12 protein-coding genes are annotated in these 17,341 nt (G+C 36.4%); 7 read left to right on the top strand and 5 right to left on the bottom strand.

Annotated elements, in window-relative coordinates:
- The first annotated feature begins 11 nt into the window (after positions 1-11).
- The 3 genes from cobT to DI076_RS16330 are packed head-to-tail and all read left to right on the top strand — an operon-like array spanning position 12 to position 2,482.
- Entirely contained in the window at positions 12-1,070 is a 1,059-nt protein-coding gene (gene cobT / locus DI076_RS16340) for a nicotinate-nucleotide--dimethylbenzimidazole phosphoribosyltransferase (protein WP_108960785.1), read from the top strand.
- 6 nt (positions 1,071-1,076) lie between these two features.
- Positions 1,077-1,904 carry an adenosylcobinamide-GDP ribazoletransferase gene (locus DI076_RS16335; RefSeq protein WP_108961027.1) on the top strand — a complete coding sequence of 276 codons (828 nt, stop codon included), beginning with the start codon at positions 1,077-1,079 and terminating at the stop codon, positions 1,902-1,904.
- On the top strand, positions 1,889-2,482 hold the full coding sequence (locus DI076_RS16330; RefSeq protein ID WP_108960784.1) for a histidine phosphatase family protein: 594 nt from the start codon (positions 1,889-1,891) through the stop codon (positions 2,480-2,482). Before DI076_RS16335 ends, DI076_RS16330 begins: the two co-directional genes overlap by 16 nt.
- Before the next feature lie 7 nt (positions 2,483-2,489).
- On the opposite strand, the gene gatB is transcribed toward DI076_RS16330, so the two are convergent.
- The 5 genes from gatB to DI076_RS16305 form a co-directional block, all read right to left on the bottom strand.
- The gene (gene gatB / locus DI076_RS16325) at positions 2,490-3,953 is read right to left on the bottom strand and encodes an Asp-tRNA(Asn)/Glu-tRNA(Gln) amidotransferase subunit GatB (protein WP_108960783.1); all 1,464 of its coding nucleotides are present in this window, start codon (positions 3,951-3,953) and stop codon (positions 2,490-2,492) included.
- A gap of 58 nt (positions 3,954-4,011) precedes the next feature.
- Positions 4,012-5,115, bottom strand: a complete 1,104-nt coding sequence (locus DI076_RS16320; RefSeq protein ID WP_108960782.1) for a bacteriohemerythrin — start codon at positions 5,113-5,115, stop codon at positions 4,012-4,014.
- Between the two features lie 194 nt (positions 5,116-5,309).
- A complete protein-coding gene (locus DI076_RS16315; protein ID WP_108960781.1) occupies positions 5,310-6,785 on the bottom strand; it encodes an aldehyde dehydrogenase family protein in 1,476 nt (491 codons plus the stop codon).
- An 85-nt stretch (positions 6,786-6,870) separates the two neighbouring features.
- Positions 6,871-9,021, bottom strand: a complete 2,151-nt coding sequence (locus DI076_RS16310; RefSeq protein ID WP_108960780.1) for an adenylate/guanylate cyclase domain-containing protein — start codon at positions 9,019-9,021, stop codon at positions 6,871-6,873.
- Positions 9,009-11,123, bottom strand: a complete 2,115-nt coding sequence (locus DI076_RS16305) for an adenylate/guanylate cyclase domain-containing protein (protein ID WP_108960779.1) — start codon at positions 11,121-11,123, stop codon at positions 9,009-9,011. The genes DI076_RS16310 and DI076_RS16305 overlap by 13 nt, the downstream gene beginning before the upstream one ends.
- A gap of 113 nt (positions 11,124-11,236) precedes the next feature.
- Between DI076_RS16305 and DI076_RS16300 the strand changes: the two genes are divergently transcribed.
- Genes DI076_RS16300 through DI076_RS16285 form a run of 4 tightly spaced genes read left to right on the top strand, consistent with a single transcriptional unit; the run spans position 11,237 to position 17,328 of the window.
- The gene (locus DI076_RS16300) at positions 11,237-12,418 is read left to right on the top strand and encodes a FliG C-terminal domain-containing protein (RefSeq protein WP_108960778.1); all 1,182 of its coding nucleotides are present in this window, start codon (positions 11,237-11,239) and stop codon (positions 12,416-12,418) included.
- Between the two features lie 4 nt (positions 12,419-12,422).
- Complete coding sequence (gene fliH / locus DI076_RS16295) at positions 12,423-13,346, top strand: flagellar assembly protein FliH (protein ID WP_002973208.1); 924 nt, start codon at positions 12,423-12,425, stop codon at positions 13,344-13,346.
- Complete coding sequence (locus DI076_RS16290) at positions 13,343-15,328, top strand: sensor histidine kinase (protein ID WP_108960777.1); 1,986 nt, start codon at positions 13,343-13,345, stop codon at positions 15,326-15,328. The genes fliH and DI076_RS16290 overlap by 4 nt, the downstream gene beginning before the upstream one ends.
- Entirely contained in the window at positions 15,325-17,328 is a 2,004-nt protein-coding gene (locus tag DI076_RS16285; RefSeq protein WP_108960776.1) for a 7TM diverse intracellular signaling domain-containing protein, read from the top strand. The genes DI076_RS16290 and DI076_RS16285 overlap by 4 nt, the downstream gene beginning before the upstream one ends.
- Positions 17,329-17,341 lie beyond the last annotated feature (13 nt).

Genomic DNA, 17,341 nt, shown 5'->3' with positions numbered 1-17,341 from the left:
TGGTTTTGTCTATGTCCCCGTTTTCCCTACCAAAAATTAGCCCCATAACCCATGTTTTGCGAAATAAAATCCAAGAAAAAATTGATACCAAAACAAAACCATTAGGTTCTCTCGGTGCACTTGAAACGATTGCATTACAAATTGCAGAGATTCAAAACACCACTTCTCCAATACTCAAAAATCCGAAGTTAATTTTGTTTGCAGGTGACCATGGGATCACGGAAGAACCAGTTTCACTATATCCAAAAGATGTCACTTGGCAAATGGTCATTAATTTTTTAAATGGTGGTGCTTGTGCCAACGTATTTGCAAAACACAGTCGGATTGAAGTAGAAGTTGTCGATGTTGGAGTGGATCATGATTGGGATGATTCTACAAAAAACCTTTTGATCAAAAAAATTCGCAAAGGTACATCCAATTTTTTAAAAACACAAGCAATGTCCAAAGAAGAATCCCACCAATGTATAGAGAATGGATTCAAATTGATTTTGGAAAACAAATACAAAGAATCAAATGTATTTTTATTTGGTGAGATGGGAATTGGGAATACCTCTTCTGCATCTATGATTTTATCTCATTTAACAGGAATTCCACTTTCAAAATTGGTTGGGAAAGGAACAGGTTTAAATCCTGAAGGAAAACAATCCAAACTTCAAATTTTAGAACGTGCTTTCCAAAGAACAGGAAAACTAAATGATCCAATGGAAATTCTTTCCGAATTTGGCGGATTTGAAATCGGAATGATGGTTGGAGCGATGTTAGGTGTCGCATCGGAACAAAAACTTTTTCTTGTGGATGGTTTTATCACTACTGCTGCGTATTTATTAGCTTACCACCTAGATCCAAACGTAAAAGACTATGCAATTTTTTCTCATGTATCAGATGAAGAAGGCCATATCATTGTTTTGAACCATTACCAAATTAACCCACTACTAAAACTAAATTTACGATTAGGGGAAGGAAGTGGTGCATTGGCTGCTTACCCACTTGTTGAACTCAGCATTCAATTTTTGAATGAAATGGCTTCCTTTGCTGATGCAGGGGTAAGCGATGCAGATAAAAAAGTATAGAGTATGATCCAATACCTTCTTTTAGAAATTCGTTTGTTTTTTGTTTGTTTGGCCTTTCTGACAAGAATTCCTTCTCCAACTTGGATTGGTTTCAAAGAGGATTGGTTACACCATTCGATAAAATATTCACCTACTGTGGGTTTACTACTTGGAAGTATACAATTTGTCGTATTTCTTTTGTTCCAATTTTTATATGGACCAACGATCGCATTTACAATCTCTCTCGGTTTTTTACTGATCATAACAGGTGCGTTTCATGAAGATGGGTTTTCTGATTTCTGTGATGGGATTGGTGGAGGATGGAAAAGAGAAGATATATTTCGAATTATGAAAGACAGCCGTGTTGGCAGTTTCGGTGCTGTTGGAATTTGTGTTCTTGTTTTACTAAAAGTACTAGGAGCATACGAAACCTTTTCCTATTTCCAAAGAAAAAACCTTCCTATGTTTTCGAATCTTACCAACGATTTACATTTAATCAGTGTTTGGTTGTATTTTGTAAGTGCCCACACACTCAGTCGCTTTTTATCAGTTTTTGTAATGAAACTATTGCCATATGCAAAGGAAGAAGGTTATGCCAAACCGATGGCAAAAGAAATCACTTGGCCTCAAATCTTATTTGCAAGTCTTTTGGGAGTTTTACCATATTTGTCTCTTGCTTATCTACATCCTAATTTTTTCTTAAGCCTTTTGTGTATCATCCCTAGTTACATATATATGGTTCGATTGATGAAACGTTGGATCCAAGGATTTACTGGTGATTGTCTTGGAGCAGTCCAACAAGTTGTGGAAACTTGTATTTGGATTTCAGGAGTATTTATATGGAACTTTATTTAATCCGCCACCCAGAAACCATAGCGCCCAAAGGAACTTGTTATGGTCGTACAGATTTTCCGCTCAAATACCCAGTGGAAGATACTGCCGACTCCACCTTTTCTTATCTACCACCTAACTTTGATCATTTCATAGTGAGCCCAGCACCTCGTGCAGTCAAATTAGCTAATGCTTTACTGTCAAAATACAATCCAAATCAAAACCAAATGGATATTGTAATGCATACCGACGAACGATTGTTAGAAATGGACTTTGGTGATTGGGATGGAAAACTATGGGAAGAAATTCCTAGAAAAGATACTATTCCTTGGATGAAAGACTTTGTGAATGCCCGAACACCAAATGGAGAAGCATTCACCGACTTAATCCAACGAGTGGATTTGTTTTTAGAGGATTGGAAACCAAATGGGATTTTGAAACAAAAATGGGAGGAAAAAAACAATCAAAAACTAAACTCTATGATTGTTGTATGCCATTCGGGACCCATTAGAGCCATCCTCTGCCGGATCAATGGAACTCCACATGAGGAGGCATTTAAGTCCCCAGTGGATTTTGGTTCAGTTCATAAAATTGAAATTTAAGAGGGTTTTACACCTTCTTTCTTTCACCTAACGGGCCTAATTTGGCAAGGATCAGTTCGTTTACCAGTTTTGGATCGGCTTTGCCTTTTGTTTCTTTCATCACTCCACCAACAATGGCACCTAACACGCGATCCTTTCCATTTTTCCAACCTTCCACTGATTCTGGTTGGGATTCTAACACTCGAATGACAATTTCTTCCAAAGCCTTATCATCCCGAACTACCTTGAGTCCTTTTTTCTCGACAATGGATTCTGGTTGTTCTTTCGAAGTTAACATATCTTCAAAAATGGTTTTGGCAATTTTTCCAGTGATCTCACCTGAATTGATGAGTTTCACTAGTTTCCCAATCCTGACAGGATCAATCGCAAATTCTTGGATGGAAATATTTTCTTTATTCACGATTCCTAAGATTTCATCTTTAACCCAGTTGGATGTTTTTTTAGCATCACCAGAAATCACAAGTGCTTCTTCGAAGTACTCTGCAATTTCCCTTTCACTTGTTAAGACTTCAGCATCATATTCAGGAAGACCAAGCACAGTTTTATAACGTTCCTTTTTTTGTCTCGGAAGTTCAGGGAGCGTTTTTCGAATGTCTTCAATAAACGAATCTGAAATTTGAATCGCTGGTAGATCTGGTTCAGGAAAATAACGGTAGTCATGGCTCATCTCTTTTGAACGCATGGGAATTGTCTTGAGAAGAGTTGCATCCCAAAGTTTTGTCATTTGTTTGAACGACTCACCTCTTGAATAAACATCTTTTTGCCATTCCACTTCATAATCGATCGCTTGTTTTACGGCCTTAAACGAGTTGAGGTTTTTGATTTCAACACGTGTACGAAATCCTTTTTCCCCTTTTGGGCGAATGGATACGTTGGCATCACAACGAAGCGAACCTTCTTCCATGTTACAATCCGAAACTTGGATATAACGAAGTATGGTTTTTAATTCATTTAGATAAGCATATGCTTCATCAGAGGAACGAAGGTCTGGTTCGGATACAATTTCAATGAGTGGAGTTCCCGCGCGGTTGTAATCCACGTAAGATCGATTGATGGATGGATCATGTGAGTGGATGAGTTTTCCCGCATCTTCTTCCATATGGATCCGAGTGAGTGGAAGGAACTTTTCTTCCGTTTCCCCTTTCAATTGGATATGAATCCCACCTTTGGTTGCATAAGGTTTATCAAATTGTGAAATTTGGTACCCTTTTGGAAGGTCAGGATAAAAATAATTTTTACGATCAAATTTAGTGAATTGTGTAATTTCGCAACCGAGAGCCACACCTGCTCTCACTGCTTTTTCAAGTACAACTTCATTTAACACAGGCAAGGTGCCTGGAAGCGCAACACATAATGGCGAAATATGAGTATTGGGACTACCACCAAATTCGTTAGTGGCAGTGGAGAAAATTTTTGAATTGGTATTGAGCTGGACGTGGACTTCCAGACCGATGATGACTTCGTATTCCATGGTTTGGTAACAGGATTTTCATGGAAAATGAACCTGGCAATTCAAATTCCGTCAGATTTTAATCCAAGGGGTCTGGGACCGATTGTAAGACCAATTTATATAGATTTTTTTGTTCTCGTGAGATCCCAATTTCCCCACTTTGGTGGAGTTTTTTGGTGAACTCGGAAAGTTCTCTCACCCTCGATTCAAATGCCAGACCAATTTTTTTATCTTCTAGCGCAATGTGTGAAAGTAACCAATTCCTAAGATCTTGAACCAAATGTAAACCCACTCGAGGATTTCCCAATTTATATTCATCATTTCTCATTTTGATAAAATCAATAAAACGTTTGTGTTGGTTCATGTGTTGCACAACATCCGTATACCGAAAGTAACGCATAATTTTATCTTCTACACCAAAATGATCTTTTGTATACTCAATAGCTTCTGCAATGACCTTATGAAAAGTTTCACTTGAGCCATCACCTAACTTCAAGGAATGGTCTAGTTCTACTATCATCTTGAGTAACCAAATATGTTGTAAATCTATGATGGGAATACCAGTTGATAAATTATAGGTTTTCCAAATATTCCGAATTTCTTGGATTGTATCAATAGTCTGTTCATGTAAAGAAATGTTTGTGGTATCGATTTGAACAATATTTTGGTAAATCAATAGTTGTTCCTTAGAAACCGGATACTTTCCAGACTTTAATAACTTGTTACAATATGATTTTAAATCAAAATTCGAAGCTTTAAAAAATTCTGCATAATCAGTATCATCATGTAAAATATGTTGGAACAACCATTTTTTCAGAATCTGTAAAATTCCAAGAGCAGCCATCTGGCTATTTTTGGCCTCATAGTATTTTTCCGTTAGGCGCTCAACAAATTTCCTATGTCCGAGTACATGTTCTTTGAAATTTGGATAATTGAAATGTTCCAAAATATCCTCTTCCAAAGCAAAATGTTCTGCCACATAATCCAGAGCCTTTCGAAAGGAAGAATGAACATCGATATCTGAATTTGTTTTTTCAGCCTCTACAATTTCTTCTTCTAACTCCAAAATGATATGCACAAGCCATACATGTTGTAAGTCAATGATGGGGATGCCAAGATGAAAGGGTTCACTCAACCAAGTGATACGAAGAGAGTCAAGATGCGCGGAAGAATCCTTTTGCATGATTCCACAAAATTTCGGCACCCATTGTTGTCACGGAAATTGAGAAAAATCCTAAGTTGATATTTATCATGACTTTAGAATCAAACAAAATGCGAAACCAAAGAATTCAGTTGTTTACCATTCGAAGTAGAATTTGAGAATCATCCCCGAGAAAAACTCGGGAATGATTTTTGTTTTAAGAAAGTATTTTTGTTTTATACAAAAAACTTTGTAGTGAGTTTTACCATAAGCCTCACAAAACTAGAGTAAGGTGGGTACATCATCTTTGCAATTGAGGCTTTTGGTGTTTGTAAGACCGACCTTTCATGTGAAAATGTTTTGAAACCAAAAATCCCATGGTAACTGCCATGACCTGAATGGTTCACTCCACCAAATGGTAAGTTGGGATTTACCAAATGTAAAATTACATCGTTGATCACTGCTCCACCTGAACTTGTTCTTCGGAGAACATACTTCGAAGTACTTCTTTTCTTTGTAAAAACATACAAAGCCAAAGGTTTTGGTCGCTCATTGATAATGTGAATTGCATCATCTAATGTTTTATAAGTGACAATAGGAAGGAGTGGTCCAAAAATTTCATCTTCCATAATTTTTGCATCTAACGCAACATTTGTGAGAATTGTTGGTGCTATAAAGTTGTCAGAACTTCTAACTTCTCCACCGTAAGCAATTTTTGCACCTTTTTTGACTGCATCATCGATATAGGAAGAAACTCTCGAAAAGTTTTTTGCATTTACGATACGGCAAAAATCAGTACTTGCTGTAAAATTTTCAGGTTTGGATTTAAAGAAACTTTCAGTAGTTTCCTTTGCATGTTTTACAAATTCATCAATCTTCGATTCTGGAATTAGTAAATAATCAGGTGCTACACAAGTTTGGCCTGCATTGAGAAACTTACCCCACATAATTCGTTCAGCAGCCACTTTCATGTCAGCATCTTCTGCGATAATGGAAGGTGATTTACCACCCAATTCCAATGTAACGCTAGTTAAATTTTTGGCAGCAGCTGTCATAACAATTTTTCCAACAGGAGTAGATCCAGTGAAAAAGATATGATCAAATGGAATTTCAAGTAATGCTGTTGCGACAGTAACATCACCTTCAAAAACAGCCACTTCTTCTTCAGAGAATACTTCACCTAACATTAGATTAATCACATTCGCTGTGTGAGGAGTAAACTCAGATGGTTTTAGCATAACTGTGTTTCCAGCAGCAATGGCAGCCGCAAGGGGAGCAATTGCTAAATGAAATGGATAATTCCAAGGAGCGATAATGAGACAAACTCCTTTTGGTTCATAAACAATCCGACTTGTTGCTCCGAGAAGAGTTGGTGGAGTCATCACGTTTTTCGGACGCATCCAATGTTTTACATGTCGAATCGCGTCGTTGATTTCTGCAATCGTTGGTAAAATTTCCGTAATGTCTACTTCACCTGCAGATTTTCTAAAGTCTGCATGGAGCGCTTTTTGGATTTCAGTTTGGTACTTTAAGACAGCTGACTTTAATTTCTTAAGTTTGACGATTCGAGTTTTAAAGTTCGTCAAACGAAGTTCGAGTGACTTTTTCTTTTGTGCATTAAAAATACGGTCTATGTCTTTGGGAGTAAAACTTTTGGTTTGGATGACGGCAGTGTTGCTTACATTGGCCGAGGAAAGAGTAGCTTGGGTCATGGGAATCTCCGTATTACTGACTCTCGTTCAGTTAGAGAGGAAATTCAAGAACTTTTTCGCAAATGAGGGCGATTCTATGTCTTTTTTATGCCAAAAACCCTTTCCCGAACCCAGGTGGTGGCCCATTTTGGATGTATTGTTTTGCCCGTTCTAAATAAAGGTAGGCTGCCTTGTCTGAAGGATCTTGTTTTAAAACAGATGTAAAACCTGATTCCGCTCCTTGAAAATCGCCATCCCAAAAGAGATTCACACTTTCCTCAAATTGTTCTTTCGTTTGTATTTTTAAATGGAATGTTTCTTCCACTCCATCAACTAACACCTGCGCAATTCCAATTAATTTCTGTTTGGCTGGAATTTTAATAAAATCCAATAATCTGTGTGGGTAAGAATCAGGTTCTTTTAATTCCAGAAGAGCATCCAAACTTAAAATGATTTTTGCTCCGTATTTTTTCGTCATCGATTCTAATGAATTGGCAACACCCATTGAGTCAGATAGAACTGCCGATTCAATCCTTTGTTCTTCTCCTACAATCCCAAGCATAAGTTCACCAAAGTGAATACCAACTCCGATTTGGATCTCACCTACTCGGTGATTATGACTTTCTGCGTTCCATTTAGCAATCGTTTTGTGCATTTGGATCGCCGAAGACAATGCATCTTCTGGTTCTTTTTCAAAAAGTGCAAAGATGGCATCGCCCACATACTTTTCGATAAATCCATTATGAGAACGGATGATAGGACCAACTTGTTTTAGGTAATCATTCAAAAAGAGAAATGTTTCTTCAGGACTCAGTGTTTCCGAAATTGCTGTAAAATCGCGGATATCGGAAGAAAGAACTGACATTTGTTTTACGATGAAATCTCCTCGTTTTACTTTAGAATCCAATTTTTTTGAAAAAAGTTGGATCAATCGTAAAGGAACAAATTTCGCATATACTTCGTTTGATGCTTCAAGACGATTGTTTACCTCAATCAATTCATTCGTTAGTGTATCCATAGAGGAATAAAAACGCGCATTGCGTCTTGCTAGTAGGATACTTTGAAACAGAAAGAAAACAAAAAGAGAAAATGGCATCAGAGGTTGGGCCTGAAACCAATAATTACCTGCCATCAAATCATGAGTGGAGCCTAAAATTAAAATAAGTGACCCATAAAACACCAAACTACTGTCTCGTTTTCTTTGGCGATAAATTCGAAGGATTACATAAAAGGAACAAATACTAAAAAATAAAATAAAAACTTGGGACACTATGTTGGTTGTAGTAAATAATTTTGGATCTGTAAGTAAAACAAACAAAACGTATGTTACACTAAAACTCCAACAAAACTTTAACATCCAATTTGGAACTTCTGATTTTCCAGGAAACAAACTACGAAGATAACTTAAGAAAAAACAAACAAGCAGTGGTGCAGATGTATAATCCAATACTTGCATCCATTTCCAAGAAAAATCAGGAAATGCATACATAATGTAAAAATTATCTAACACAACTAATCGTAATCCAGTGAACAAACAAAAAAGTGCGAAAAATAAAGAACTTTTCTCTTCTCTACGAAAGAAAAATACTGTTAGTTGGTATAAAGCCATCGTAAGCATCGCACCAAAAACAAAAACTTCACCTGCAGAATAAATTAATGATTCATTCTGGATAACTTCTTTTGTACCAATTTCAATTGGTTTGCGGTAACCTCCACGCGCATGGTGAAAATTACTCACAACATAAATGATTTCTTGTTCGTAAGATTCTGGTTGGAAGGATACGTATTGGATTTGGTATTTTGGTTTTGCTGAAATTTCATCCATACCAACAACACCAGAACTTGCAATTTTTTGCCGATTGATGTACAACTCATAAGCGCTCGTAGCAGGTTGGACTCTCAAATAGTAACGAATGTTAGGATCAGGCACTTTAACTAACAATCGAAAGCTAGCGAATCCATCCCCACCTTCCCCTTCTGGCCGGACCGAATTCCAAGACGAGGGAACTTTTACATAGGTTTTTTGATTTGAGTCAATTTTTTGAAACAAGGATTCGCCATACAACTCATTCCAATAAAACTCCCATTCACCATTGAGTGAAATTTTTTTATGAGAATCGACATAAACTTCAGGAATTTCTAAATATCCAAATTTTGCTTCTTTCGCATTACTATAATTACACGAGAATTGAAGTACGATTAAAAATAGTAATCCATAAAATGAAAAAGACATTGGGATAGGTTTTATTTTTCCCATGCGGATACTCCATCCCAGTCTTCCCCAACACCTGCTGATTGGTAGTATTCACACCTTTCGATATAAATCTGTGCGGCGATGTCATCTGGATTGTTTGCATGGACTTCTCTAAATCCATTTAAAGCTGAATTAAAATCAGCACGTTCATAATCAAAAATTGCTGCTTCAAATTGTTCCCTATACGCTATTTTTTGATCCGAAATAGAATCGATCCCTGGAATCAATACTTCGGCGATCATAACAGTTTCTTGTTTACCTTTTACACGAACAAAATCTAAAATTCGATAGGGAATTGTATCTAAATCTTCATGTAACATCAGTGAGGTTAAACTTACAAGAATTCTAGCATTGTATTTTTTAGTTAATCCTTGGATACGACTCGCCAAATTCACAGTATCGGAAATAACCGTTGACTCGAGCCTTTCTTCTTCTCCCAAAATACCAAGCATCGTATCCCCTGAGTGGATTCCAATCCCTGCATGTAATGGTAAATAACCAAAGCCCCTTCTTCTCTCATTGTATTTTTCCAATTCCCATTGGATATCTTCTGCAGCTTTGATCGAATTTTGTATCCCGCCATCAAATAGTGCCATTACAGCACTTCCAATGTATTTATCGATGAATCCATTGTTTTTACGGACACAAGGTCCAATACGTCCCAAATAGGAATTTGTAAATAAAATTCGGTTTTCCAGTGGGATGGAATAAATGATATCCCAATATTCCCAAATATCCGCGAACAAAACTGTCAACTCTCGTTCGCTACTATCACCTAACTTCACTTCCTCGATACTTTCTTTTCCTAAATGGGTCAAAAAATCTCTTGGTATAAATTTTGCGTAAAATCGATTTGTTAATATAAACTGCTCGTTGATCGATTCAAATTCTTCTTTCAGGAGAATTTTTTTACGAAAGGTTCTAGCCGTACGAAGTGTCACAATTGTAGACTGAACGCCAAAAAATAAAAATACAGCAATTTGTGATAAGGACGATTCCCCTTCACCTGTGTAAGCAAGGAATACATCATATACAAATCCAAAAAATAAAATCAAATACCCTAGAAAGAAAATATGAGAATCTGGCAATCCTTTTGCCACCATTTGGTACAGACGAATTCCAAGAAAAACTGCATATACAATTCCTAACACTTGGAAGACAACTTCGAATTCTGTATAAAACTCTGGTTTGATAATGAGTCCGTATACTAAAATGAATTGTACGAAGGCACTGAAATATCGAATGAGTTTCGTTTCAATGAATCGAGGAAATAGTCCATCTACAAACCATAAAAACAAAATTCCCAAAACAAAAACGGATGCATACTCTACATAGATAACAAGTTCCCAAGGAATGTTTGGAAACATCGCATAAATGGTTTTGCTTCCTACAAATGGTAATCGAAACGCAAACACCAAACAAAAGAATCCAAAATAAAATGCCTCTCTTTGTTTGTTACGATAGAAAAACAATATAAAATGATACAATCCAAACATAAACAAGGCACCTGTCAGTGCAATGTCCATTGTACTCTCAGCTAAAATATAGTTTTGTACGGTTTCAGCTGTTCCAAAAATTGGTGCATTTGGCAATCCACCTTCTTTATGATGGAAATTACTTACTTCGATTTTAATTTGGATGTGATCCTTTGTAACAAAGGTAAAACTTTGTCCTTGTGCAGAAGGAATTGTTGTCTTTTTATCTTCACCTGGAAATCCAGAGAGTAATACTCGATTACCTGCCGTTATACGAAAGCTCGTCCTCACTTCTGGCAGGTATAACGAATAAATTTGTGATTCACTAGGGAGTAAAATATCAAGTAAGTAAGTTCCATATCCCTTCCCATCGATCATATTCGAACGTAAGGGAACATCATTCCAGAGTGATGGAACCGGGAGAAGAGTATAACTGGCATCAGGTGCCAATTCACCTAGTGTATGAGGATAAAATTTCCATTCCCCTTGTAGTTTGATTGCCTTTCCTGTTTTCCATGGAAAGGAACGAAGGTCTAACGTTCCAGACGTAACTTCCTTAGAAGGAGTCACAAGTTGGCATGCCACTGTGAGGAAAACGAGGCAAAGAGTGATGCGATTGAAGAGGGTCATCCCTATCCTTCAGAGACATTTCAGACCCTTATTTGGAAAGGAAGTTTTCAAAATGAAAAAAATAATATTTTTTAGTTTGTACGAAGTACTGAGTAAGCTATTATGTCTCTTAAATGGCACATTCCTCCGGTCCCAACAAAGCCGCACTGGCATACCAAATTTTAGGCCAATACTTACCGGATGAAGTGTTCGCCCATCTGACTGATGCCGAAATCGAGTCTCTACTTCTTAAGGTAGAAACCAATCCCTCTCCGACAAAAGGCCAAGAAAAGGACATCTTACTCTCGTTCACCCATTTCCTGCAAAAAAAGGGAATCCGTTCGAATTTGGTCCAAGGAAACCAACCGTTCCCTGGAGGAGGGAAACCTAACCCTACCATTTCGCAACAAAATGAGGCCGAATTGCCTTACCTTGGTACCCAGAATCCAAAGATTTCAAAACCTAACACGTTAGGGGGAAAACCAACAAATTCTGCCGAGTACCAAACCCCAAAAGCTAACTCTGCTGGTTCCTTTCCTGGAGGTATTCCAACAGGTGGCAATCCCGAAACAAACGAACTTTATTCCCTATTAGAAGAAATTCTCAAAGAAGAGGAGAACAAACGGTCTGGTCCACTCTGGCTAGAGTTGCCAAAATTTTCCGTCGAAATGCTCCAAAATCTCACACGGGATGAATCTCCCGAAGTGGTGGCAAGGGTTCTCAGTTTTTCGGACCCAGAATCAGCATCGGAAGTCCTTGCGGAATACCCAGAATCGCATAGAGAGGAGATCATTTTGGCACTTGCTGAAATTGACTACCACTCGGACAGGGAACGTGACCAACTCGATCGTTTCCTACGATTCAAAATGGAACTCATTGAGAAAAAAATGCCGGTTTCCAAAATCCGGAGCCGCAAAGCCAAAACCGCGGGGGAAATTCTCACTCGACTTCCTTTTTTGCCATCTCAAAATTTAATTGAACGAATTCAGAAAAAAAGCCCAGAATATGCCGAAACTATAGTAGAACACTACTTTCGTTTGGAAGACCTCCTTCATTTGGGAAGGACAAGTCTCACTCGTTTTTTTTCTGAGATCCATCCCCTTGTCATTGCTTGCGCATTGAAAGGTGTTGAGACCGAATTTCGTGACCAAGTGTATTCCAATTTGGAATCTTGGCTTGTGAAAGAGATAAAGATCGAATGGGATTCGTTAGGTCCTGTTTCACTGGCAGAGATTGAAGAAGCCCAAAAAGGGATCTTAGATCGTTTGCGGGAAGCAATGGATGAAGGCAAAGTGAAACTTTGGAGATTGAAGTAAGGATATGGCAAAACTAGTTTTTAAACCCATTCAAATTGCCGACTTACAAGAAGAAGTTGAAATCCAACTTCCTGATAAGTACAAAAAATTTCATAAAACAGACGAACAAGAAGACTTCGAGATAGACCAAGAAGGGAATATCATCGAACAATACCAAGGACCCTCGATCGAAGAGATCGAAGCGGAACTCCAAAGGTATCGCCAAGAAACAGAAGAACAAGTCCGCCAATTATTAGAAGACGCCAAAAAACAAGCGAAAGCCATTGAAGAAGAAGGTAGAACCAAAGCCTTCCAAATGGTTCAGGACTCTAAAGAAAAAATCAAATTAGAAGAAGATTCAGGTCGAGCAAAAGCAGAACAAATCTTAGATCGTGCGAAGATGGAAGTCGAACGTATGATCAAAGAAGCCGAAATGAAACAGGCTGAGATCGAACACGAAGCCTACCAAAAAGGATATGATGCTGGTCGTGAAGTTGGTTTTAAAAAAGGCCAAGGGGAAGTAAGACGACTCATTGACCGATTGGGAACTATCATTGGTAAAGCAATCGACATTCGTGAAGAGATGATCGCCGCTTCTGAAAAACAAATGGTGGAAATGATTCTTGTTATCGCAAGAAAAGTGATCAAAGACGAAATCATTGAACGTAAAGAAATTGTACTCAATAACATTCGTGAGGCGATGAAGCGAATCAAAGACCGTGACCGTATTGACATTCGTGTTAACTTCGCTGACTTAGAACTCACAACAGCACATAAAGACGAACTCATCAAACTGATGGAATCACTCAGAAAAGTAAACATCTACGAAGACTCTCGAGTCGACCGTGGTGGAGTGATCATCGAAACAGATGTGGGAGCAATCGACGCAAGAATTTCCACTCAGCTCAAAGAAATTGAAGAGGCAATTCGAAACGTAGAACCAATATGATTTCGAAAACCCGTTTTTCCCATTTTTTCCTCGGGTTCTTACTGTTTTTGTCACCAACTTTAGTAAGTTTGGTGGCAGAACCATGCGGAACCATGATCACATCCTTTGATAAACCAGTGGTTTTAAAAACAGATTGGTTATTTAGAAAAGGAGACAATTTAGATTGGCGTGATGAGTCAGTTGAAGAAAGTTTTTGGGTCAAACGTTCCGTTCCGGATTATGGAATTTCAAAAACAGAAAACCTAACAGGGTATCACTGGTATCGTTGTTCTTTTTATTTACCTGACAATTATACAACGCCGGTGGAACCAATTGCCATCCAATTGGGTAGAATTCGTGACATCGATGAGTTTTATTTAAATGGAACTTTGATTGATAAAACAGGAACAGTTTTACCTAGATTAGAAGTTGATTTTCAAAAAATCAGAATTTATTCTCTTCCTACACATTTACTCAAACCAGGTTTAAATGTGATGGCCATTCGTATTTATGCTGCCACAAACCTAAATGGATTAAAGGAAGCTCCCACAATTGCCAAAGAACGTTTGTTACGTGAGGCGGTATTCTCAAAAGAACTCTTTGCGATGGTTTGTGGTTACGTTTTTGTTTTTATGGGAATTTACTTTTTAGTAGGTTCCATTGTTCGCGGAAGAGCTGGGGAAAATTTCTTTTTTGCATTATTTTCAATTTTTATGGGAATTTATGTTCTCATCCGCACTCAACATAGAGACATTTTATTTGAAAGTTTCACTTGGTCGTATGTTGCAGAACTTTTAGTACTTATTTGTTTACCTGCTTTTTTCATAAACTTCATGCACCAATATTTAAAATTGAAACGTAACATTGTGTTACTTGTTTATGAAGTGTTTTTATCCGTACTTTTTATTATCACATTATTTTTCAGAAATCCAAAAACATGGATCTTGGTAATTGCACTCTTTAATTATGCATTACCAATTGCAATGGGACTTGTGATATACTTATTTATTAAAAATGGTAAAACAAATATTAAAAAAGTAAAATTTATCCTCATTGGGATCGCCTGTTTACTACCTACAATATTAATCGATAGTTTGTCCGCTTTGGAAATCATCATTTCCATGCCAGGTACATTATACTTGGGTTTTTTAATTTTTCTTGTGATGATATCTATCCAATTATCAAACGATATAGTCATCGGATTGGAAAATTTTATAGAACAAGAAAAAGAACTCATCCAAATGGAAAGAGTCAAAACTGGATTTCTCATCAACTTATCTTCCGAATTTAAATCGGGAATGGAAAAAATCAAATCCGCGATTGAGAATATTACTACCAATCAAAGTAAATCTATTGTGAAAGATGTGGTCAAACCATCTGCCAAAAAAGCCGCTAAGAAAAAATCAAAAGTTACGAACACAAAACATATTGGAGATCCAGTTAAACAAGCAGAAGATCATATATCTTACATGAGTTATATGGTGGAGGAAGCAATTTTATTGAGAAAACTGGAAGAACGAACTTATATTCCATTTTATGAAAGTTTCTCAGTATTGGAGTTGGTAAAAAACTGTGTTGCCAGTGTAGAAAACCATTTGGGCCAACATCGAAAAAATACCTTTATTGATATTAAACCAAATGATTTAGAAATTTATTTTCCAAAAGAATTGTTATTCTGTATTTTAAGAAATTTGGTGGAGAATGCATACCAATACACGGATCCTAAAACAGACATTCATATTGAATTTTTCAATAGAGATGGATATCATCAATTGATTGTGATGGATGAAGGTATGGGACTTAGTCAAATAGAAATGGAAACTATTTTTCAAAAATTTGTCCGAGGTTATCGAGACAAAAAAAATGATATCCCTGGCGCAGGAATTGGTTTAACTTTAGTAGAGGCTTCAAGCAACTTTTTATCAGGAACCGTTAGTTTAAAATCAAGCGAAGGAATGGGAGCAAAGTTCACAATTCGTATCCCAGAAAAACCAAAAAAATGATATCCTTACCATTCTGTCGCATTATTCTATTTTGTTTTTGTTTCATTTCACTTAATTGTTCACGTACAACTGACGAATCAACCGTTGTATTAAAGTTAGATGGTGAAGATTGGGGAATCTATTTTAATGATAGTGCAGATTTATTAAATCCAGAATTTAATCCAAATAATTTGGACATTACAAGTGTTCCTAACAATTTCCGAAATTTAAATAAATCCTATAGAGGTTCAATATGGATTCGGAAAAGTTTTGAAATTACTACAGAACAACACCAAAAGTCATTAGCCTTACAATTAGGGAAAGTATACCAATCGGATGAGGTTTTTGTCAATGGTGTGTTAATAGGTAAAAACAATTCTGCTTTTGGCAAAGATCCTGAAGAATATTCGTTTGGAAGGCCTAGAATCTACCCTATTCCACATGATTTATTACTCGAAGGAGAAAATGTTTTAATCATCAAAATTGATTCATCACTATCTACATCTGCAGGGATCATTACTGGGCCAATCCGAATTGTAACTTACGAAGAAGCAATTAACGGAAATTTATATGATTCACTTGTCGAACTAATTTTCGTAGGTTTTTATCTATTCATTGCTTTGTTTTTCTTTATTAACTTTTTTAACCTAAGAGAGAATAAAGAATACTTAAGTTTCAGTGTATTGGCGCTTATCTTCTCAGGATATGAATTATGCAAAAACGAAGTTAGATTTTTGATCTTCAATCATTTTGCAATTTTAAAATTCCTGGAATATTCATTTTTACTTATATTGCCTTATGGTTTTATCAAATTCATCCAAGATTTTTTCGAATTAAAACCATTTAAGTACCAAAGAATTTACCTCTTTTTTCAATTTTTCTTTATCCTTGTATTTCTCATCATCCAAAATCCGGTGTTTTGGTATAACTTCATTGGGTATTGGGATATTCACTTACTTGCGGTGATTGGTTACGCAATTTATGTAACGATACTAAAATTCCGTGAGCAAAAAAGAGGATCAACAATCCATTTATTGGCTCTTGTTTACCTACTCTATTCAATTCTGAAAGAGATTTTAATTGAAAGAGGATATTTAAACTCACCATCTTCACTTGAAACTAGCTTTTTAGTGTATTTAATTTTAATGACCCTTGCGTTGCGATTTCAGTTTTTGATGATGAAACGAAAACTCCAAAATCGATATGACAGATTAAAAGAAGCCGATTCACTCAGAGAAAAGATTTTCTTTTATATGGACGCAATGATCTCAGGCCCATTAAAATTAATGAAAGATAAACTTTCAGAGTACAGAGAATCTACTCAAAAAACAAAAGATAAAAATTTAGTAAAAGAAGTGATTGAAGTCCAATCGTCAATTGACAACGTCATGGATGATATCATTGAACTTTCAAGATTGGAAGTACTAAAAGAAGTCCCATTTAAAGAACAAGTAAATTTTGTATCCTTTATCAATGATGTAATTCCAGAAGATGACATTACATATTCAATTAAAGTAAATCCAGAAACTGAAATTCTTAATAGTTTAGATTTAATTAACTCTGTTGTAGTGAGGCTAGTGGACTTTCCTCCATTTAAAGAATTTAATCATAATGATTTAATCATCACCCAAGATTTAAAGGGGAATGTTCATTTTAGGTTCTTATTGTTCCACAGTAATTCCAAGGTGGCACAAAAATTATACAATGAATTGTCCGAAAATTACAACCAACTCACCCCAATTAAAGTAAAATGGGCAATTATTTTAGAAATTGTACGTTTGTTAGGCGCAAAAATCGACTTTAAAATCATCAAGAAAAAATATCTAAAAATCGATTTGGGAATCTCAGCAATTGTTCCTGTTTCAGAATTACAACCCATCAAAGATTCAACTTCAGTTGGGATACAAAACCAAACCTCAAAAAAATCAGAAAAAGAGGATTGGAGAGTCACTTTAAAAAGAATTTGGAAATTTTTAAAGGAAACAGAAATTAAAATTCCTAACTTCAAAAAGAAGAAATAAATCGATTGTTTCA

It is taken from the genome of Leptospira ellinghausenii (assembly GCF_003114815.1).
GTDB lineage: Bacteria > Spirochaetota > Leptospiria > Leptospirales > Leptospiraceae > Leptospira_A > Leptospira_A ellinghausenii.
Note: the sequence above shows the minus strand (reverse complement) of the source record. Positions and strands in the feature narration are given on the sequence as shown.